Origin of the sequence: Bernardetia sp. MNP-M8 (genome assembly GCF_037126285.1) — a bacterium.
Lineage (GTDB): Bacteria > Bacteroidota > Bacteroidia > Cytophagales > Bernardetiaceae > Bernardetia.
The window spans coordinates 3,394,256-3,416,608 of the sequence record NZ_CP147012.1; the positions used below are offsets into that span (position 1 = coordinate 3,394,256).

Genomic DNA, 22,353 nt, shown 5'->3' on the forward strand with positions numbered 1-22,353 from the left:
AAATTGAAATTCAGTACAACAAAATTTTGTTTAATTTATAGCCAAACGACTACAAATTCTTTTTCTTTATTGGTAAAATTATGATGAAATAAAGGCAGCCATTTATTTGAAATTAAATCATTTTTAATTCTTCCAAGAAGCTGACTTTTATTATTATTTATCAAATAATCATTTTCTAATTTTACGTTTAAGTCTTCTTTAAAAAAAAGTCCTTCAATATCTGCATATTTATAAAGTGCTTCTTTTGAAGACCAAAAAAGAGTTTGTTCTTTCAATGTTTGTGCTTTTTCCTGTTCTGTTTTACTCATAACACGATGAAAAACTCGGCTAATTTTTGGTGTAAGCGATTGAATATCAATTCCTACTTCATTATTTTGGTCGATAATGGCAGCGCAAAAAGGAAAATCATGAGAAATGGAAAGTTTTAATTTTGTGTTACCTTTCAAAAAAGGCTTTCCTGTTTGTGTTTTTTCTAAAAAAGTGTATTCAAAATCCATTTGTTCTACTAGATTTTTTAGCAAAAGTCGAACAGCTAAACGCTCAAGTTTTTTCTCATTCTGTTTCGTTTGTAATCTCTCATTTGAGCTTTTATCTGAATATTTACTATTGATATATTCTAAATCTTCTTTTGGTAATTGATTTTCAAAAAACAGACTATTTTCTGTAATTTGCCAAAGTGCAACCAAACGATTTTCGGATTTTTCTAAAACTTGTAAAGGCATTTTTAAAAATTATAAGTGATAAATTGCAAACGATAAGTTATGCTCCTTTTTATAAAAAATTCACCGTTGTTGGTGTCTGACCAGCGACAAAATAACCACTAATTAATCAAAAAATGAAAAAAATAATTTACGTGTTATATTTACTATTTTTTGCAGTATTATTTGTTTTACAAAGTAAGTGTAGTTTTGTTTTTGCTCAACATGCAAAGATGACTTTTTCTCATCAAGATTCCTTGCGAGGAGCTTTGAGAAAAGAGCGAGCTTATGATGTAAAATATTACGATTTGAATGTAAAAGTTGATATTAAAAATCAATCTATTTCAGGATTTAATAAAATAACATTCCAAAACCTTGATTTAGATTCAGTCTTACAATTAGACTTATTCGAAAATTTTGAAATTGATTCTATTGTCTATTATAATCAACATACGACTCAAAGTTTTATTAATCCTACTCAAACTCTACGAAATAAAAGAGAAGGAAAAGTTATTTGGGTAGAACTTCCTACCGAAATTAGAAATAGCCTAAATACTTCAAAAAAGAACAAAACTAATGAAACTATAAGTGTTTATTATCATGGAAAACCTCAGAATGCTGTTAATCCTCCTTGGGATGGTGGTTTTACATGGAATAAAAAAGCAAATGAAAAACCTTGGGTAACAGTTAGTTGTCAAGGATTGGGAGCTAGTAGTTGGTTTCCTTTGAAAGATCATTTGAGCGATGAGCCTGATAGCGTTCGTATTTATACAGAAGTTCCAAACGATTTATTTTGTGTTTCGAATGGTGATTTAATTTCTATTAATAAAGAAACAACAGACAAAAATTACATTGGTTACGAATGGAAAACTTCTTATCCAATTGCTTCTTACAATATGACTTTGAATATTGGCGATTATGTTCATTTTGAAGATACATATATCTCTAAAACAAAGCTAACAAATCCTATAAATAACCAAGATTCTTTAAAACCTATACAACTAGACTATTATGTTATTAAGGGAAATGAGAAAAAGGCAAAGCCTTATTTTGAGAGTCAGGTAAAGCCAATGTTAGAAGCCTTTGAATATTTTTTTGGAGAATATCCTTTCGAAAAAGATGGTTATGCGCTTGTAGAAACGCCTTACTGGGGAATGGAACATCAATCTTGTGTAGCTTATGGAAATAATTACAAACTTAATCCGTATGGTTTCGATTTTATAATTATTCACGAATCAGGACATGAATTTTTTGGAAATAGTGTCAGTGCAAACGATAATGCAGAACTTTGGATACACGAATCATTTACAACTTATTCGGAAGCTCTTTTTGTAGAATATTTTCAAGGAAAAGAAAAGGCAATTGATTATTTATTGACTCAAAAACCTAAAATTTTGAATCAAGATGTCATTCTTGCGCCTTTGGATGTAAACTATAACGACTGGCTAGGTGCAGATATGTATTACAAAGGAAGTTGGATGCTGCATTCTTTGCGTTCTGTGATTGATAATGATGGATTATGGTTTGCTACAGTTAAAGAATTTTATCAGACCTACAAACATTCACACATAAATACACAGCAAGTTATCAATTTTTTCAATCAAAAAACAGGTAGAAATTTAACTCCTATTTTTAATTATTATCTAACTAATAAAGAGATTCCTGTTTTGGAATATGAGATTTTGGAAGAAGATGATAACATCTTTTTATCTTATAAATGGAAAGGAAATCAATCAGAAAATACTGAAAACACAGATTTTAATATGCCTGTTGAAGTATTTTTGAATGGAGAAAAAGAGGCAATTAAATTAAATGCTATAACACGCATTCAAAAACTAGATATTTCGGACAAAATCAATAAAAAAGATAGAAAGAAAATAGAGGACATTGAAATGACAATTAATGTAAGGAAATATTTAGCTTCTGCTATTAAAAAATAATTAGATAAAAATTAGACAGGGTTAAAACCCTGTCCAATTCAAAAAATACAATTTGATTAACTAACTAAAGTTGTATAATCAGCAGCTGACATAAGCTGAGCTACATCATCAACATTATTGACTTTAATTTTTATCATCCAACCACCAGCATAAGGATCTGAGTTTACTGTTTCTGGAGAATCTTCTAATTCAGCATTTACTTCTGTTACTGTTCCTGTAATTGGCATGTATAAATCAGAAACCGTTTTTACAGCTTCAACAGAACCAAAAACTTCGCCTGCTTCTACTTCATCGCCTTCTGTTGTGATGTCTACATAAACGATATCACCAAGTTCCGATTGTGCAAATTCTGTAATTCCAACAGTTGCAATATCGCCTTCTAAGCGAATCCATTCGTGTTCTTTAGTGTATTTTAATTCTTCTGGAAAAGTCATAATGATTGATTTGTGTTGTTGGTCTAAATTTCAAATAAAGCGTACAACAACGGCAAGAAAAAATATAAAAATAAGTTACAATCCATTACTAAGATTTAGCTAGATTGTTTATGAGTCAAATATACAAAAATAGAATAGGCAAAAATAAAATTTACGAATCTTTTGTTAAAATAAATTTGATTTGCAAAGTGAAATTATTAATCTAAATTTTTTCTTTTGAATCTTACAAAATATAACTCTTTGCTAATCAGGATAATCTCAGCAAAGGATTTTCCCTCAACTGCCAAAAAAAGTTTGTGTTTGTATATGTTTCAGGGAATGAAAGTAATTCAATTAGAGTTTCTTTATTTCTGTCTGAAATAGAAGTCAAAAACTTTTTAATGAGTGTAGTTTGTAATTCTGTTTTTATTTTGAGTCCATTTTTATCCTTTATTTCAATTATTGATTTGTCATCTGATTTGTAAGTCACAACTACTTTTTCTATGTGTTTATAACTAATAAAACTTTTCTGTTTTTTTTCTGAAAAATAGATAATCAGCTCATTTTCTCCTACACCTAGCATCGCTTTATCTGTATTAGAAGAATATACCAAATTGATATAATAACGAGCCAAAAGCAATAAAATAGGCGAACTCACAAGTCCAACAAGTCCTACCGAAACACCAAAATAAAACATAAAGACAACATACATAATCATTGCTAAAAAAAGAATAAAACCAGTACCTTCTCTTTCATTATAGACTATAATATTATTTTTTATAGATTCATATTCACTTGTCCAATATCCATTTTTTGTTTGTTTAATAAACTTTTTGAATGATTTTGCACCTTCTAATGGAATAAAAACGGTTTCTTGTTTTGCTTTTGCAAGAACAAGACTTTGCCCAAAAGTTGGTTTTTTGATGGTTCTATTTTGATCACAATGTTTTTTGTCTAAATAAAGCCACGTATCTTTTAAAAAAGCTGATTTGCAGCTTGCACAAAAAACTACTTCATCACCTTCTTCTATCAAATCTCCTGTAATCGGGTCTTGACGGTTTTCTTTTAAAAAATCGGAATGTAAAACGGCATCTATTTTATGAATGTGCATAAATTTATCTTTTATATTTCTTTTTTCATAAAAACTGTTTTTGACTCAATATAGTTTTATAGTTGTCAAACTCTCTGTTAGTCTTTACCTTTGTAAAAATAAAAACAATTTATTCATTTTTTCAGTCGTTTTAATTTATTTATGACTCCAGACCAATTACGTGCCTTGCAAAATCGAACAGAAGATTTGCGAGGCTATCTTTGACTACGAAACCAAAAAAGCCGAAATCGAAGAAGAACAAGCCCAAACTTTCAAGTCCGATTTTTGGAATGACCCAGAAGAAGCCGAAAAGCTGCTAAAAAATATTAAAGCTAAAAAAATATGGACAGATAGATTTGAAAAACTTTATACTCAACTTGGAGATTTAGAGGTTTTATATGAATTCTATCAAGCCGAAGAAGCTACAGAAACTGAAGTTAATAAGGAAGCTAAAAAAGTAACAAAAACTTTAGAAGACTTAGAATTTCAGAAAATGTTAAGTGGCGAAGAAGACAAACTAGATGCTATATTGGAAATAAATTCGGGTGCAGGAGGAACAGAAAGCCAAGACTGGTCTGAAATGCTGCTTAGAATGTACAGAATGTGGGCAGAAAAAAACGATTACAAATACCAACTTCTTGACCTTGTGAATGGAGATGTTGCAGGAATAAAATCAGTTACTATTCGTATTAGTGGCGATTTTGCGTATGGCTATCTCAAGTCTGAAAATGGTGTTCACCGTTTGGTGCGTATTTCTCCATTTAATTCAGCTGGAAAACGTCAGACTTCTTTTGCTTCTGTTTATGTGTATCCGTTGGTAGATGATTCTATCGAAATTGAAATCAATCCTGCTGATATCGAAAGGCAAACTTTCCGTTCGGGTGGCGCAGGTGGACAGAATGTAAATAAAGTAGAAACTGCTGTTCGTTTGAAGCACATTCCGACAGGAATTGTAGCCGAATGTCAGCAAGAGCGTTCTCAGCTTCAAAATGGAGAATTAGCTATGGAAATGCTTAAAGCAAAACTCTATCAAATAGAAATAGAAAAACGTAATGCAGCCAGAGATGAAATAGAAAGTTCTAAAAAGAAAATTGATTTTGGGTCACAGATTCGCAATTATGTTTTGCATCCTTATAAACTTATTAAAGATGTTCGCACAGGTTATGAAAGAACAGACATACAAGCTGTTTTAGATGGTGATTTGACCGAATATATGAAAGCATTTTTGATGGAGAATTAATATATCTTTCAATTTGATTTCAAAAGCCTATTATTTATTATGAAAATAATGGGCTTTTTTATTGTCTAATTTTAAATAGAGGTTTAAAAATCGCCACAATTTTTGAAATTTTTGCAAATGGCTTATTATGTGGAGTTTAGATTTGCTTTTTCATTAAAAAAAACGTATTTTGGGTACATATCAAAAGTTACAGGAAAAAATAGGTTTAACATAATTTATTCAATTTTTAACTTGAATTATCACTATTTCACTAAACCTAAACTACTGGTTTTACGTTCTTAATTGCGATTACATTAGTTATCAAGTTAAGAGTCAAGAGTTTTCTGAAAAAATAATTTGAGTTAATGTGAGTTCATAAGGTTTTGTAAACAAACCTCAAAATAAACTTATTTAATTTTTCACTCAAATTTTTACTTAAAACTTACTAAGATAAGAATAAAGCAACTTTTGATAGCTACACACACAAATAATAAACACTCACTATTAAATTTTTTTCGCTTATGTTAGAGTATCAAAAAATGATTATTCAGAAAGTTAGTTTTTCTAAAATACTTTTTGAAAAAGAATTACGCAAAACAATAGCTCTTCTTACTTCAAATGAGGTTTTTGAACTTCGTAACTGGGCTATTTCTCAATTCGGACAGCTGTATTATGATATTTTACTACGTTGTTTTGCCAGTTCAAGAGTAGTAGCTTAAAAAGCTATTTCTATCATTTTAGTCAAATTTTTTAATACATATACTTAGCCAAAAACTATTTGCTACATTTTAATCTATAAAACTTGATAAACCAAGTTCATATATAAGTTTAACCGACAAAAATTATTTTTATAACTTTTCTATATAAAATAGGAAAGTTATTTTTTTGTAACTACTTTTTTACAAATTCTATATTTCGTTTTAAGCCTTCAAATTTGGTTCTTTTTATAGCACTACCTATAAATAATTCGTCAAAAAGCTCGTTTGTAAGTTCGTGCCAATCTTTTTTTGTCATTTCTTGTAACAATTCAGGGGGCAAAAAATCATTTTCGTTATGAGGAATTTGAGCTGATTTTCGCTTATTCCACGGACAGACATCTTGACAAATATCACAACCAAAAATCCAATCTTCAAATTTTCCTTGCATCTCTGATGGAATTTTGTCTTTTAGTTCTATTGTAAAATATGAAATACATTTACTTCCATCAATTTGATAGGGATTTTCTATTGAAAGTGCATCAGTCGGACAAGCATCTAAACAGAGGGTACAATTTCCACAGCGATCTTTTGTAGGATTGTCGTATTCTAATTCTATATCTAAAACTAAGGTTGCCAAAAAAAAGAAACTACCCGTTTTGGGATGAATAGCGTTTGTATGTTTTCCTTGCCACGTAATTCCACTTTTTTTTGCCCAAACTTTTTCCATAATAGGAGCAGAATCTACAAAAGCACGTCCATTAAAATCTCCAAATTCATCTTTTAAATGATTGATAAGATGTTTTAATTTCTTTTTAATGACTTTATGATAATCTCTCCCATACGCATATTTTGAAATTTTGTAATTATTTTCTTGCTCTAATAACACGGGTGGATAATAGTTGTAAGCAAATGTAAGAACCGATTTTGCATTATCAACCAAAAGACGAGGATCAAGACGAATATCAAAGTAATTTTCTATCCATTGCATCTGTCCGTTTTTACCTTGTGTAAGCCATTTTTCCAAATCTTTTGCTTCTTTTTCTAAAAATGTAGCTTTACTGATTCCACAATGCAAAAAACCAGCTTCAAAAGCTAAATTTTTAAAATTTTCTGTTTTTTGATGTAATGATATTGGATTCATAAAAGGAAGAAAAAAAATAAAATAAGAATAATAAAAAAATTAAAAATAGTTATTCCAAAAAAAGCAAAGGTAGAAAAGGTAGCTAGAAACACAAATAAATAATTTGTATTAATTTGAGTAAAATTTTTTCAAAGCTCCTTTCGATAAAAAACAGATAATTAGATTAATTACATTTAAAACTGTATATTTTCAAGTATTTAGAAGTTTATTTTGAAAAAAATATTCTTTGCAGTGATTCATATTGTATTAATCTTTTGTTAAAGAATACTATTATACGTAAATTTAGACCAAAATAATTTTCAACCATCTAACAAAAGACTTGTTTTTGAGTCTTTAGGTTTTCTGAAAGGAGAATTTTCTTCTTATTTAGAATGTATCTAATATCAACTCAAAATATGGTTTTAATTAAAAATCAATGAAAAGTACCTCCTCTTTCTACAAGATAATTTTTCTTTTTATTATCTTTTTATTACCCCTTAATTCTTTATTAGCACAAAATGCAGATTCAAAAGAATTGCCAAAGGCGTATATTACAAATGAACTTTATGTTATGCTAGATGGAGATTCTCCTCTAGATGCAAAAGTATTTGAAGCTGATATTTTAAAGTTACATCTAACTACAATAGAACAAGCTAATCGTTTTTTTAGTTTTTTTAATGATTCTAGTGTAACTTTTCAAACTAATATTATTACTCAAAAAGTAATTGTTACTCTCATTTCTGATAGCGAAAAGCAAAATTGGAACTTGGAAAACTGGGGAGAGTATCTCAAAAAGAAAATATATAATCAACGAAAACAACTTGGCTACTTTATAGACTTTACCAAAAAATAACCAGCTAAAACAATGAAAAAGTATTTTTACCTACTTTACGCTGCCTTAATGACAGCATTTTTTTATACTACCTCCTCTTGGAATTCTATATATGCACAAGGGACAGAATGTGGAACAGCAACTCCTTTCTGTAGTAACTCAGGAATAAGCTATCCTGCTGGTCTTACTCCTGGTGCAGGTCCTGGTGGAGGAACACAAGCTCCTTTGGGTCCAGACTATGATTGTTTGTCAGATACGCCCAGTCCTGCCTGGCTTTATCTACAAATAGGAAGTGTCGGAGCTATTGATTTGCAAATAGGAAGAACTCCTGCTAGAGATATAGATTTTATAATTTGGGGGCCATTTGCTCCAGGTACTACTCCTGCTCAAGCTTGTGATCAAATATTTGCACGTACTGCTTCCATTGCAGATTGCAGTTATGCTGGAACTACAGTTATAGAAACTCCCAGTATTGTTTCTACTGCTGTAGGACAAATATTTATATTGATGGTTACTAATTATAGTAATCAACCTACTGAGCTTACTATTACTCAAACAGGTGGATCAGGTACAACAGATTGTTCTATTATTTTAGATGACTGTGAAGTAAATCTAGGAGAAGATATTAATCTTTGTGAATCAGAACCTCTTCCTACACTTGATGCTGTTCGTCCTTCTCATGATGCAGATACACGCTACGAATGGTTTATAGATGGAGTTTCTCAAGGAGCAGCTACTTCTACTTCTACTTTCACAGTACAAGCACTTACTCCTTCACTTACTCCTCATGTATATAAAGTAGTTGTAACAAGTGTAGCGACTGGTGAAACGGGATGTGATGAAAATGAAGATGAGATAAATGTAACTATTAAACCTGAGCCTATAACTGACTTAACAGTCTTCCCAAATGATAGTATACTTTGCTCAAGCGCAGGAGCTTTTGTTAGAATAGTAGGTTCTCAATTAGATATTGATTATCAAATTCTTAGAAATGGAACTCCTTTTGGAGGACTAATGACAGGTACAGGAGGCACAATACAACTTCCTCTTACAGGACTTCCTGTAGGAATTTCTACGATTCAAGTTCAGGCAGGTTATATAGATGAGCCTTTTTGTACTGTTTTGCTAGACGAACAAGCTGAGTTAGAAGTATTAGGTGATATTCAAATTGATTTGGGAGATGATAGAATAATATGTGAAAATACTTCTGTAGATTTAGATGGAACAGATGCTTCTCACCCAGCTAATGCAACCTACCAGTGGAAACGAAGTACAGATGGAGGAATAACTTATATAGATATTCCATTAGCTACCAATGTAACTTATACAGCATCTGAGACACTGCCTATTCCACAGACTCCTTTTGAAGTTTTTTATAAATTAGAATTACGTGTTCCTGCAAGTAGTTGTGTGTATGAAGACGAAATAAAAGTAACCTTTGAACCTTTACCTATTACAAATCTTATTGTAGAAACAGATTCAATTTGTAATACAGGAGAGGGAACAGTGACAATAGTAAACCCAGAAGTAGGAACAAGATATACCTATCAACTTTATGAAAATAATGCAGGTATAATAGGCGCACCTATTGGAACAGCAGAGTCTTCATTAACAGGAAACCCTATTGTTTTTACTACTCCTACCATAAGCACCACTACAATGTATTTTATTGTAGTACAAAATACAGTATCAGAAGGAGAATGTAAAGTAGTTTTAGATATAGCACCTGAAATCATTGTGCATCCACTTCCAACAGCCGAATTTAGTGGAGGAACAAATCTTTGTCAAGGAGAGGATGTTGAACTTACCATAACAATGACAGGAACACAGCCTTTTACGATTGTTTACCAAAGAGATAGCGAACCAGATGTTACAGTTACTGGGATTAATGCAGATACCTATTCTTTTATTACAAATGAAGCAGGAGTTTATACTGTAAATCTTGTACAAGATGCTTTTTGTGAGAATTTGGATAATCCAATAACAACAACAGTAAATATAAATCCTAATCCTATTTTTACATTAGGAAACGATACTACACTTTGTGATACAGAAGCTCCTTTAGTTTTGGAAGCACACAACACAGCTGATTTTGATAACCCAAGTTATCAATGGTTCAGAGATGGCTTAGAATTAATAGGACAAACCTCAAGTACACTCACAACTACTGTTAGTTCGGTTGGTTTAGTGCCTACTACGTATGAATATACATTGAAGGTAACTAATAATGAAACCCCAAACACAACAAATTGTGATAGCTCTGATGTTATGCTGGTTACATTTTTTCCAGTTCCAGAAGCAGAAATTAGTTTTGCAGGTTCTACATTTACCAATACATTACAGTTTTGTGATTCAGAAGGACAGCAAGTATTAAGTGGCATTACACCTGACCATACAAGTTTTCCAAATATTACCTATGAATGGATAGATTTAGGAACAGGGATAGTAGTAGGTACAGCTCCAACACTTACAGTTGATAACTTTAGTGCAACTACAAATTATCAACTTACAGTATCAAATGGAGAAACCACTTCATGTGCAAGAGTAGCAACAGCCACAGTTCAATTTATAGAAAATCCTATTGCAGAGATTTCTCATAATGGAACAGCCGTTTCAAGTGGTGGAAGTTTAGACTTCTGTTTTGATGATGGAGCACAGGTTTTAGATGGTGTTCATCCAAGTCATGCAGGTTTGAATATTACTTATGAATGGACAGATATTACAAACGGCATTTCACTAGGAAATACTCCTCAAATATCTATTTCTAACCCAACCAATACTTTTGCTTCTATTGATTACCAATTAATAGTAAATGACGAATCAAATGCAGTCTTTTGTGAAAATACAGCTACTATAACAGTTAATTTTTATCCAAATCCAGAAGCTGAAATTAGTTTTAATGGAAATATTGAAACAGGAAATACCTTGCAGTTTTGTAATGTGGAAGGAGTTCAAACCCTTAGTGGAGTAACTCCAGACCATGCAGGTTTTGCAAATATTACTTATGAATGGAAAGATGTTGCTACCAATACCGTTGTTGGAACAGCTTCAACCTTAGATGTTTCTAATTTTGGAACAACTACCACGTATGAACTTTTAGTAACAAATGGCTTAACGCTTTCTTGTGAACGAACAGCACAGATAACAATTCAATTTATAGAAAATCCTATTGCAGAGATTTCTCACAATGGAACAGCCGTTTCAAGTGGTGGAAGTTTAGATTTTTGTTTTGATGATGGATCGCAGGTTTTAGATGGTGTTCATCCAAGTCATGCAGGTCTAGGCACAGTTACTTATGAATGGACAGATATTACAAATGGTATTTCACTAGGAAATACTCCTCAAATATCTATTTCCAACCCAACCAATACTTTTGCTTCTATTGATTATCAATTAATAGTCAAAAATGAATCAAATGCAGTCTTTTGTGAAAATACAGCTACCATAACAGTTAATTTTTATCCAAATCCAGAAGCTGAAATTAGTTTTAATGGAAATATTGAGACAGGAAATACCTTGCAGTTTTGTAATGTAGAAGGAGTTCAAACCCTTAGTGGAGTAACGCCAGACCATGCAGGTTTTGCAGATATTACTTATGAATGGAAAGATGTAGGAACAGGTGCAATTGTAGGAACAAGTTCAACCTTAGATGTTTCTAATTTTGGAACAACTACCACGTATGAACTTTTAGTAACAAATGGCTTAACACTTTCTTGTGAACGAACAGCACAGATAACGATTCAATTTATAGAAAATCCTATTGCAGAGATTTCTCACAATGGAACAGCCGTTTCAAGTGGTGGAAGTTTAGACTTCTGTTTTGATGAGGGAGTGCAGATTTTGAGTGGTGTTCATCCAAGTCATGCAGGTTTGAATATTACTTATGAATGGACAAACCTGACTACAGGAGCATTTGCAGGAAATACAGCACAAATATCAGTTACTAGTCCAAGCAATACAACTCAATCTGTTGAGTATCAATTAATAGTAAATGATGAGTCAAATACGTTATTTTGTGAGAGTACAACTACCATAACTATCAATTTCTTAGCAAATCCTATTGCAGAAATACAGTTTGGAGGAACAACTGCTCCTGATAACTTAGCTTTTTGTGATTCGGAAGGCGCAAGAACACTAGAAGGTGCTTTGCCTTCTCATGCCGATTTTGGTTCTGTTTCGTATGTATGGACACAAGTAGGTGTTGGTGTGGTAAGCACTACAAGCACACTTGTTACACCTGCATCAAACTTCTCTAGTTCAGCTACCTATGTCTTAGAAGTTATCAGTAATGATAATCCAAATCTGTGTAGTAGAACTGATGAAATTACAATAGAGTTTTTCCCTTCTCCAGATACAGAAATTAAATTTGAAGGCAGTGTAGTTACTGATTTAGGTTTTTGTACAAGTGAAGGAGCACAAACTCTTTTTGCTCCTGCATCTCCTTTCTATACGTATGAATGGTTTGTGAGTAGTGCTTCTGCTCCTACCTTGATTCCTCTGGGAACAGGGCAAAGTCAAGTTGTAAATAATTTTGCTCTTCAAGGAGGAGATACAAATGAAGCAATTTATACGCTTATTGTTACAGATACGAGGGCAACTTGTCCAGCACAAAGCTCTGTAAATGTTAGCTTTTATGCTGAACCTGAAGTGGATGAATCTACATTGATTGTTTCTGCTTCTCCAGTTACACATTGTGCAACAGGAACTTCTACCATTTCGGTTATTAATGCAGAAAGAGATGTAGAATATCAATTATTTAGAGAAGGGGTAGCTGTAACAGGAGCAATCCAAACTCCAACTGTTGATTTGGCTACAATTACCTTTACGGGATTACCTGAAAGCACTACACTTACAACAGGAGAAGACAAGTTTATTTACTCTGTACAAGCTACACGAATAGGAGATTTTGGAAGACGTTGTACACAAATGTTAGCTGATACGGCAACAGTTACTGTCTATCCAGAACCAACAGCTACTGTAAGTGGAACAGCAACTGTTTGTGCTGATAGCCCTACTGATGTTACTTTTACAATTACAGGAAATTTCCCTGCAACACTTACTTATCAAGTAACTGATACATTTGGTATTGTACGAGTAGAGACTGAAATTATAGGAGCAGTAGGAAGTCCAAGTCCTCAAACATTTGTAATAAATACGAATACAAATACTTATCAAGTTCTTTCAATTACAGATAAAAATTGTAGTGGAACAGTTACAACAGATGAAGTAGTAATTACAACAGTACATCCTCCAAAAGTAAATTGGGTTGCTTCAACTACAGCTTTTTGTATTGATGAAGCTGCAACTTTTGAAGTAGTGGGAGGAATTAATCACCAATATTTTATCAATGGTTTGCCTGTTTCTACTTCAAATCCATATATTATTCAACCTAATACACTTGACGCAGGAACATATCAAATCTATGCTAAAGGCTTTGCCACTGCAAATGGTTGTTCTTCTAATAGTGATACCGTTACTTTTGTTGTTCATCCTCTTCCTGTTGTTGATTTGGGAGTAGATAGAATAAAATGTGTTGATGATGTTGTGCCTTTAGTAGCAACTCAAGATGGTTCGTTTATCTATGATTGGAGACGTATAAAGGGTGATGGTGATATTATTACAGTAGGAAATGGAAATGATTCTCTATATGTTTCTCTTCAAGGAACATATTTTGTGATTGTTACTAATCTTGAGACAGGTTGTAGTGACTCTAGTAATATTGTTTCTGTTACCAATTATGATACGCTTGATGTAGATTTAGGAGCAGATGTATTTGTTTGTAACCCTTCAAGTTTGCCATATCGTTTGGTAGGTTCTGATATTTCTCATCAAAATGGAACGACCTATGAATGGTACAAAGAAAATGACCCTACAATTATAGGAACAGATTCTGTATATGATGCAACAGAAGAAGGTATTTATACAGTAACTGCCATTGATCCAAGAGGATGTGAAGCAAGAGATACAATTCGTGTAAACTTTACAGCCGACCCAGATTTTCAAATTTTAGGACACGATAATTATTTCTGTGGTGTGCAAGATACATTGCGAATAGAAGCTACAAACCTTCGTAACATGCTTATCGATTGGCAGGGAGCTGGAATTGTAAGTTTAAGTGATTCTAACCGAAGAGCTATCGTTAATGTAAGTGGAATTTATACAGTAACAGTAACAGACACCAGTACAATAGCTAATTGTTCTGTAACCAAATCTGTAGAAGTATTTGTTCGTCCTAAAATTGAGTTGCCTTTATCAAATACATCTAATGGAACGGATACGACAACTATTTGTCAAGGAGATTCGCTTATTTTAGATGCTTTTGACCCAACTCATGATGATGATTATCAATATGTTTGGACATGGTTAGAAAGCAATCAAGTAATTGCTACAACTTCAAAAATCAAAGTTACGTATCAAACAACTGAAAGTTTTGCTTCACAGCGTTTTGAGATAAAAGTAACTGATCCAAATGGAGGTTGTTTTTCTACTGATACTGTAAATGTTCGTTTTAGAAGAAAACCAATTGCACAAATAAATACAAGTGATTCGGTTATTTGTATAGGAGAAAGTGTAGTTTTAGAAGGAGGAGAAAGTTTTGGAAATCGTTTTGAATGGATAAAACTTCCTGAAACAACTTCTTTTGCAACAACTACAAACGTAACTGTAACACCTCAAGAAGTAGGCGAACATATCTATATTTTGAAAACGTATTTCAACTCTTCTACTGAGTGTGGTGGCGTAAGTGATACAATCAAAATTCGTGTAAATCGTAAAGCTGTGGCAAATATAGAAGAAGAAGAAATTCGTTTGTGTGAAAACGAGCAACTTGAAATCAATGGTTTCTTGCCTGATAATCCTGCTCTGACAAGATATATTTGGACACACGAAGAAAGTAATGTGCTTCTTTCAAGAGATTCTGTCTTGAACATTTCTTTTGAAGACATTCAACCAGCTTCTTACGAGCCTTTCCATGTTGTTTTGACAGTTTATGATTCACTTACAGGTTGTGATTCTACAGATAGAGTTTTGGTTAAGTTTAATCGTGCATCTGATATTACGATTGATTCTACTTACAAAACGGAAGTTTGTATGGGAGATTTTGTTACACTTAAAGCAAGAGGCGCAACTTCTTATCTTTGGAGTACAGGAGAAACCACTCAAACTATTACTGTACAATTAGATTCAATTGGTTTCCATACTTTCACAGTAACAGGTGGATATTTGAATGAATGTCAAAATACAGGAGATACAGCAATCATTTTTGTAAATCCATTACCAACTATTAGAGCGCATAGTGTAGATACAGTCAGTATTTGTGCTGATGATTCAATCACACTTTATCCTTCTGGTGGTAAGAGTTATGTTTGGCTCAACGACCCAACTGCTTTTGATACAATCACAGTTAGTCCGAAAGTTCCGACAGATTATATTGTAATGGGAACAGACTCAAATGGCTGTCAGAATATTGATACAGTTCACGTTTATGTAAGTCCGACTTTTGAGTTGCCAGAATTATTACAAGTTTGTGAAAGCGAAAGTGTAATGATTGGAGATACACTCAACTTTTTAGATTCTGCTACTGAGGCTCGTGCTACTTATTTCTGGACTCCAACAGGAGATACAACACCATTTATAAATGTAGCCAAATCAGGAATATACAGCGTAGAAGTAAAAATAGATGATTGTGTGTTTACAAGAACAACAGAAGTACAGGTCAAAGAGAAACCAATTTTAGAATTAGTTTCTGATACAACGCTTTGTTTTGAGTTGGGAGAAGAAGACCGTTTTGAAAGAGGACAAACGCATATTCTACGTTCTAAACTTCTAAATAGGGATTCTACAACTACCTATTTATATGTTTGGACAGATTCAACAGGACAGTTTTTAGGAAACAAAGATTCTTTAGAAATTGAAGCAGGTGGAAATTATCGTTTGCGTGTCATTGCTCGTTATTCAACAGAGTGTGAAACAAATGATAGCACTTTTGTAACTGAACTTTGTCAGCCACGCATTTTCATTCCTGAAGCATTTACACCAAATAGCGATAACTTGAATGATAATTTTGAGATTTTTGGTAAGCATATCAAAAACTTCGAAATGCAAATCTTCAATCGTTGGAGTGAGGTAATTTATGAAGTACGTGCCGATGATATTTCAGACCTAGAACCTCAAGATTTTTGGGATGGAACTCACAAAGGTAAAGATGTACCAACAGGAGCATACGTTTGGATTATTCGTTATACAGATCCTTTTAGTGGTTCTACCAAACAAATCCAGAAAACAGGTTCATTTATGATTGTTAGATAATAATTATATAAACCTATAAAGCAAAAAGCCTATTCAGTCCTGAGGATTGAATAGGCTTTTTTGTATTGTTTAAAATGTGGCTTTAATACTATATATTTACACCCTAAAAAAAAATTCCAAAGTAATACAGAAAAATACCTTACAGTTTTAAATTTATATATATTATGTTTTTTGATATTTATTATTTAGAGAATGAGATTATAGATCAGTATCTATACGATGAAAATTTGGATAGACCTTGGATAATAGGTTTTAGTGGTGGAAAAGATAGCACAATGTTGTTACAGGTAGTTTGGAATGCTTTGAAGAAGTTAGATCCTATTTTACTTACTCGTCAAATTCATGTTGTTTGTAACGATACTTTAGTAGAAAACCCAAGAATAGTAAAATTTGTCAATAAGACATTAAACAAAATACAAAAAGCTACTAACGAACAGTCTTTACCAATTTCTGTTCATCAAACTATTCCAAAACTAGAAGATACTTTTTGGATAAAATTAATAGGGTTAGGTTATCCTGCACCAAACCGATTTTATCGTTGGTGTACAGAACGGTTGAAAATAGACCCCACAACTCGTTTTATTTTAGATAAAGTTGGAGAAAAGGGAGAAGCAATCATTTTACTAGGAACTAGAAGTGCTGAGAGTTCAAATCGTGCATCATCAATGAAGAAGCATGAAGTTAAAGGACAACGTTTACGTAAGCATCAACTGCCAAATACACATGTTTATGCACCTATAAAAGATGTAAAAACTATAGAACTTTGGCAATACCTAAATCAAGTACCACCACCATGGGGAGGTGTTCATAAAGAGTTAGTTACTTTGTACAGAAATGCAAATGCTGGAGATTGTCCTTTAGTCATAGATAAAACTACCCCTAGGCTGCTGAAAGCAATAAAACATTTACATTTTTTTTACCCACCTTCCAATTGGTACGGTCAAGACATAAAACAATATCCTTCCACTTATCAATACCTTGTAAAGAAACAATTAAACGAGTAATTGCCTTAAAATCAAGGTTATAGCCATTTAAAAAGCGTTCAATACGACGTAAGGAGGAGCTGCATTCTACATTCCGTTCAAAAGCCGTAGCAATTTGAATCAATCCTCCTAAGCCTACTTTTATAACAGCTATTACAAAAAGACCTATAAATTGAACTCGTGCAAGATGAAACTCTGTCAAATGAGAAGATAAAACAGTAACTAATTTTGTAACTTTGCCACTAGAAGCATACTTTGCTTTTGCCATAATTGAGAAAATTTTGTGAGAAAAATTTTGTAAGAAACTCAATTATGGTTTTTTTTTATCTTTTTGCAAAATCTTTTGTCAGAGGACTGAGAAAAATTTCATACCTTTTACTATTTTAACCATGTTCTTATTTCATTTTATCTACACCTATATTTAAAATAGTTTTCAAAACTCATTTTTTTATCTCATAATTACCAAACTCTCAACTACTTTTCTTAATTTTGCACTTTATAAATTTTTAGTTTGTCTTTACTATCTTCTTTTACTAAAAATGTAGCTAAAGAAGATTTATTAAAAAAATTATGGCAAGTACTTCAGATATTAGAAATGGTCTTTGTATTGAATTCAATAATGGACTTTATATTATAACAGAATTTTTACACGTAAAACCAGGTAAAGGTCCTGCATTTGTGCGTACCAAAATGAGAAATGTAGTTACAGGACGTGTACTTGATAATACTTTTTCGGCAGGACACAAAATAACTACTGTACGTGTTGAGCGTCGTCCTTATCAGTATTTGTATCAAGATGAAAATAGTTTTCACTTTATGCACAAAGATACCTATGAGCAAACATTTGTTGCTGCTGATATGATAGAACGTTCAGAATTTTTGAAAGAAGGAATGATTGTAGAAATGATGGTACATGCCGAAACAGAAGAAATTTTGACGTGTGAAGTACCAGGTTATGTTGAGCTTTTGGTTACTTACAGCGAACCAGGGGTAAAAGGCGACACAGCTACCAATGCTACAAAACCAGCTACTTTAGAAACAGGAGCAGAAATTCAAGTTCCTTTGTTTATTGGCGAAGGCGACTTAATAAAGATAAACACAGCAGAGCGTTCTTATATGGAACGTATTCGTAATAAATAAGCCTAGCAAACGAATCAATAAATGGTTTTTGAAAGTATTTTGTCAAGATACTTCTCAAAAACCGTTTTTTATTTCTATTTTTAGGACATTAAACCAAGAATGAATAAAAAAGTAATCATTCTGACCTAACACGATTTTACTCACACTAAAAAGCCATATTTTATGAGCATGAAACCAAAAGAACTTCAAGAACTTATCGAATTTATCAATCAAACTGGTCTTGAAGAAGTAAATATTGAAACTGATAAATTTAAAGTTAGTGTAAAAAGAAGTGCAGCTCATACTATTTCTGCACAACCTGTTCAACAATATACACAGCAAGTTGCGCCACCTGTTCAACAAGCTGTTGCACAACAAACTCCTACAACTACACCACAAGTAGAAGCAAAAAAAGAAGAAACTAAACCAGCAGATACAGGAAATTATATCACTGTAAAATCACCAATGATAGGTACTTTCTATCGCTCTGCTAATCCTGAAACACCTGCTTTTGTAAATGTAGGTGATTCTATTAAAGAAGGTGGAACAATTTGTATTATTGAAGCAATGAAATTATTTAATGAAATTGAATCTGATGTTTCAGGTAAAATTGTAAAAGTTTTGGTAGAAAATGCTACTCCAGTAGAGTATGACCAACCTTTATTCTTAATTGAACCAAACTAATTTTTAGTGATAAGTTATAAGTTGTTAGTGATAAATGAATGCAAATACATTTTTTATCATCAAATTATTAGTTTATAATTAAATATTCACAATTTATAAGTATCACAGAAAATCATTTTAATTTTTTCATTCATAAAAAGTATTCAGTAAGTTGTGAGTTATCGTACTATCATTTTATCAAAAAACCTTAAAGTAAATTTAACTGAAACTGATAACTGATAACTGGTAACTGGTAACTGGTAACTGTTTACTGGTAACTGATTAAAGCGTGAAACTTTTTAACAAAATATTAATTGCCAATAGAGGAGAAATTGCACTTCGCATTATCCGAACTTGTAAAGAATTAGGAATCAAAACGGTTGCCGTTTATTCGCTTGCTGATAAAGAAAGTTTGCACGTTCGTTTTGCTGATGAAGCTGTTTGTATTGGGGCTGCTCCAAGTAGAGATTCTTATCTCAAAATTCCTCATATCATTGCTGCTGCTGAAATCACAAATGCAGATGCTATTCATCCTGGCTATGGATTTTTATCTGAAAATGCTGAATTTTCAGCTATCTGTGCCGAACACGATATAAAATTTATCGGAGCAAGTGCAGACATGATAAACCGAATGGGCGACAAAGCAACTGCTAAAGCAACTGTAAAAGCTGCTGGTGTTCCTACTGTTCCAGGTTCTGAAGGACTTCTAAAATCCATCGAACAAGGGGTTAAAGAAGCAAAAGAAGTAGGCTATCCTGTCATCATCAAGGCTACTGCTGGTGGTGGAGGAAAAGGAATGCGTATCATCAATGACGAATCTGAGTTTCAGAAAGCATGGGATTCTGCTACACAAGAAGCCGAAGCTGCATTTGGAAATGGGGCTATGTATTTAGAAAAATTTGTAGTAGAACCAAAACACGTAGAAATACAAATTTTTGGAGATGGAAAAGGTGATGCTTGTCATTTATCAGAAAGAGATTGTTCTATCCAACGTCGTCATCAAAAACTGGTAGAAGAAACTCCTTCACCTATTATGACACAGGAATTGCGTGATGCAATGGGAGATGCTGCCATTGCCATTGCAAAAGCTATCAACTATGAAGGTGCAGGAACAGTAGAGTTTTTAGTAGATAAATACAAAAATTTCTATTTTATGGAGATGAACACTCGTATTCAGGTAGAACATCCTATTACAGAAGAAGTTACAGGATTTGATTTGGTAAAAGAACAAATTAAAATAGCTGCAGGAATGCCTCTTTCAGGTAGAAATTATTATCCAAAATTATTCAGTATCGAATGTAGAATTAATGCAGAAGACCCAACAAAAGGCTTCCGTCCTTCACCAGGTAAAATTACACATTTGCATATTCCAGGTGGTCATGGTATTCGTGTAGATTCTCATGTCTATGCAGGTTATACAATTCCTCCTCACTACGATTCTATGATTGCAAAACTTATTTCTGTCGGACAGACAAGAGAAGAAGCTATCGTAAGAATGAAACGAGCTTTACAAGAATTTGTAATCGAAGGAATAAAAACAACAATTCCATTTCATTTGAAATTGATGGATGATCCAAAATTCAAAGAAGGAGATTTTACAACCAAATTCTTAGAAAGTTTTGACTTCACTTCAATAGCAGAGTAATCATAATGTCACTGTTGGAAAAAGCAATAATGGCAAGAAAATAGTATTTTACAAAAAAGACTTTAACTGATTAATTCGGTTAAAGTCTTTTTTTATATAATATGTTGAACTAGTTAAGTTATTCTACTTTTTTATTGATCAGAACGCCTCCTTCTTTTCTTTTCCAAATACGAACAAAATAATATACAGCCGTACTGATAAAAGAACCAAAAAAGAGAGCCAAAACCCAAATTATTTTTTCAGTTTCATCTACATTTTCATCTCTTACTATATCAATGATGTAATAAATAACGTGAACTCGGTATTATTTAGGTACAAATATTCTAGGTTTTTCTGGGTAGAAATGATAAGCTACTATTGTAGCTGCCATATGCGTAAATGCGTTTATAGGCTTCCTATGTCTAGAATGTTCTACGTCAAAAACGGAAATTAAAATATCATTTACAGATTCAATAATGGCTCTTTTTCTAAGTGTGTATTTTTCTTTCAATGTGATGAGTTGATTCTTCATATTTTTTTTTGTTTTAGTTATCATTTTAAGTCCCTTTTCATAGAGTTGTTCCCAAAGTTTTGTCAAATATCCTTTATCACCAAAGCAATTTCCTTTCAAATTTTTCAATAAATTTTTGAGTAGATTGTGGTTATTATCAGCCTTATTTGCTGCTGTAATTTCAAAAGCCATTACCTCTCCTAAATGATTGATGACTAAGTGAAGTTTAAATCCAAAAAACCACCCCATTGACCCTTTTCCTCGTTTTGCAATGTCTTTGAACACTTTATGAGAGTGAATACGACGATTATCAGAAACAACTATTTTCTTAGAATCAATGAAGTAAGTACCTGTTTCTTCACTTTTAGCACACAGGAGTTTGGCGAGTACATACATAGGTAAACTTACCCTTTCTATTAATTCTAAAAATCGGTTATAGGAGCAAAGTTTAGGAAAATAAGGGACTAAATCGTTACACACAAAACGTTGATAATAGTATTGAAAATTCTTATAACCTGAGTAATTATAATATACTAAAATAGTCATTATTTCACTAGCTGATAACTGGGGAACACGAGTAGGAGAAGGGGTGAAAGTGGAACTGCTTTTTGTTCCCACCCATTTACTAGATACATAAGATTGAGCTTGTAAACAGAACTCATCTACTAAATAAAAAATACCGATTAGGTGGTCTTCGTCGAATTTTATAGTTTTGTCAAACATAAGGCTAAAGAGGTTAAAGTTGAGTAGAGCTATTCAAAAATAACCTTTTTTAGCCTTTTTTGACAAAAATAACTGAAATAAGTAAACAAAACACTGAAAGTCAATTAGTTAAAAACCGAGTTCACATTAAATAGTGATTCCCAAATCAGCTAAGGAAGCTAATAAAATCAAGATAAAAAATGTAAAAAATCCTCCTATAAATAACTCAGGAAAACCATCAGGTGGATTTTGCTGGCTAGAAGCTGTCGCAATAACAGTAATGAAAGTTCCCATAAAAGCAATTATAGCCAAAATAGTTACTATCAGAGGAGAAAATGTAAAAATGCCTAACCAAATCTTTTTGCTTTTGCTCATTAAAGTTTTTTGTTAAAATAAAGTAGTAAGACAAACGAACTGTTTGTTTTTAGGATATT

The 22,353-nt window shown here is 32.4% G+C and carries 15 protein-coding genes and 1 pseudogene; 9 read left to right on the forward strand and 7 right to left on the reverse strand.

What is annotated here, in order from left to right; genetic code table 11:
- Nucleotides 1-35 precede the first annotated feature (35 nt).
- Nucleotides 36-722 (reverse strand): 4'-phosphopantetheinyl transferase superfamily protein, encoded by a 687-nt coding sequence (locus V9L04_RS13890; RefSeq protein WP_338790416.1) that lies wholly within the window; start codon nt 720-722, stop codon nt 36-38.
- A 113-nt stretch (nt 723-835) separates the two neighbouring features.
- Here V9L04_RS13890 and V9L04_RS13895 point away from each other — a divergent pair, with 113 nt between their 5' ends.
- Nucleotides 836-2,638 (forward strand): M1 family metallopeptidase, encoded by a 1,803-nt coding sequence (locus V9L04_RS13895; RefSeq protein WP_338790417.1) that lies wholly within the window; start codon nt 836-838, stop codon nt 2,636-2,638.
- Nucleotides 2,639-2,694: 56 nt separating this feature from the next.
- On the opposite strand, the gene gcvH is transcribed toward V9L04_RS13895, so the two are convergent.
- Both gcvH and V9L04_RS13905 read right to left on the reverse strand, forming a co-directional pair.
- Entirely contained in the window at nt 2,695-3,072 is a 378-nt protein-coding gene (gcvH, locus tag V9L04_RS13900) for a glycine cleavage system protein GcvH (protein WP_338790418.1), read from the reverse strand.
- Between the two features lie 247 nt (nt 3,073-3,319).
- Nucleotides 3,320-4,162: a hypothetical protein gene (locus tag V9L04_RS13905; RefSeq protein WP_338790419.1), complete on the reverse strand. Its 843-nt coding sequence runs from the start codon at nt 4,160-4,162 to the stop codon at nt 3,320-3,322.
- Between the two features lie 141 nt (nt 4,163-4,303).
- Between V9L04_RS13905 and prfB the strand changes: the two genes are divergently transcribed.
- Nucleotides 4,304-5,381 (forward strand): peptide chain release factor 2 gene (gene prfB / locus V9L04_RS13910; RefSeq protein ID WP_338790420.1). Its coding sequence is split into 2 segments (ribosomal slippage): nt 4,304-4,357 and nt 4,359-5,381, totalling 1,077 coding nucleotides; the frame shifts between segments, so codons are not numbered across the junction.
- Nucleotides 5,382-5,881: 500 nt separating this feature from the next.
- Nucleotides 5,882-6,079 carry a hypothetical protein gene (locus V9L04_RS13915; RefSeq protein WP_338790421.1) on the forward strand — a complete coding sequence of 66 codons (198 nt, stop codon included), beginning with the start codon at nt 5,882-5,884 and terminating at the stop codon, nt 6,077-6,079.
- A 172-nt stretch (nt 6,080-6,251) separates the two neighbouring features.
- Here V9L04_RS13915 and queG read toward each other — a convergent pair whose 3' ends face one another.
- Nucleotides 6,252-7,199, reverse strand: a complete 948-nt coding sequence (queG, locus tag V9L04_RS13920; protein ID WP_338790422.1) for a tRNA epoxyqueuosine(34) reductase QueG — start codon at nt 7,197-7,199, stop codon at nt 6,252-6,254.
- A gap of 415 nt (nt 7,200-7,614) precedes the next feature.
- On the opposite strand from queG, the gene V9L04_RS13925 reads away from it, so the two are divergent.
- The 6 genes from V9L04_RS13925 to accC all read left to right on the forward strand — a co-directional run bounded on the left by V9L04_RS13925 (nt 7,615) and on the right by accC (nt 20,727).
- Nucleotides 7,615-8,031: a hypothetical protein gene (locus V9L04_RS13925; protein ID WP_338790423.1), complete on the forward strand. Its 417-nt coding sequence runs from the start codon at nt 7,615-7,617 to the stop codon at nt 8,029-8,031.
- 12 nt (nt 8,032-8,043) lie between these two features.
- Complete coding sequence (locus V9L04_RS13930) at nt 8,044-16,317, forward strand: gliding motility-associated C-terminal domain-containing protein (RefSeq protein ID WP_338790424.1); 8,274 nt, start codon at nt 8,044-8,046, stop codon at nt 16,315-16,317.
- Between the two features lie 164 nt (nt 16,318-16,481).
- Nucleotides 16,482-17,321, forward strand: coding sequence for a DNA phosphorothioation system sulfurtransferase DndC (gene dndC, locus V9L04_RS13935; RefSeq protein WP_338790425.1), 840 nt, complete (start codon nt 16,482-16,484; stop codon nt 17,319-17,321).
- Nucleotides 17,322-17,870: 549 nt separating this feature from the next.
- Nucleotides 17,871-18,440 carry an elongation factor P gene (efp, locus tag V9L04_RS13940; RefSeq protein WP_338790426.1) on the forward strand — a complete coding sequence of 190 codons (570 nt, stop codon included), beginning with the start codon at nt 17,871-17,873 and terminating at the stop codon, nt 18,438-18,440.
- 168 nt (nt 18,441-18,608) lie between these two features.
- Nucleotides 18,609-19,103: an acetyl-CoA carboxylase biotin carboxyl carrier protein gene (gene accB / locus V9L04_RS13945; RefSeq protein ID WP_338794203.1), complete on the forward strand. Its 495-nt coding sequence runs from the start codon at nt 18,609-18,611 to the stop codon at nt 19,101-19,103.
- Between the two features lie 268 nt (nt 19,104-19,371).
- Complete coding sequence (gene accC / locus V9L04_RS13950; RefSeq protein WP_338790427.1) at nt 19,372-20,727, forward strand: acetyl-CoA carboxylase biotin carboxylase subunit; 1,356 nt, start codon at nt 19,372-19,374, stop codon at nt 20,725-20,727.
- 223 nt (nt 20,728-20,950) lie between these two features.
- Here the strand turns inward: accC and V9L04_RS13955 are convergent.
- The 3 genes and pseudogenes from V9L04_RS13955 to V9L04_RS13965 form a co-directional block, all read right to left on the reverse strand.
- Nucleotides 20,951-21,016 (reverse strand): annotated as a pseudogene (locus tag V9L04_RS13955) (hypothetical protein); the annotation flags it as partial.
- Nucleotides 21,017-21,031: 15 nt separating this feature from the next.
- Entirely contained in the window at nt 21,032-21,940 is a 909-nt protein-coding gene (locus V9L04_RS13960) for an IS982 family transposase (protein ID WP_338790429.1), read from the reverse strand.
- Nucleotides 21,941-22,066: 126 nt separating this feature from the next.
- Entirely contained in the window at nt 22,067-22,294 is a 228-nt protein-coding gene (locus V9L04_RS13965; RefSeq protein WP_338790430.1) for a hypothetical protein, read from the reverse strand.
- Between the last annotated feature and the right edge of the window lie 59 nt (nt 22,295-22,353).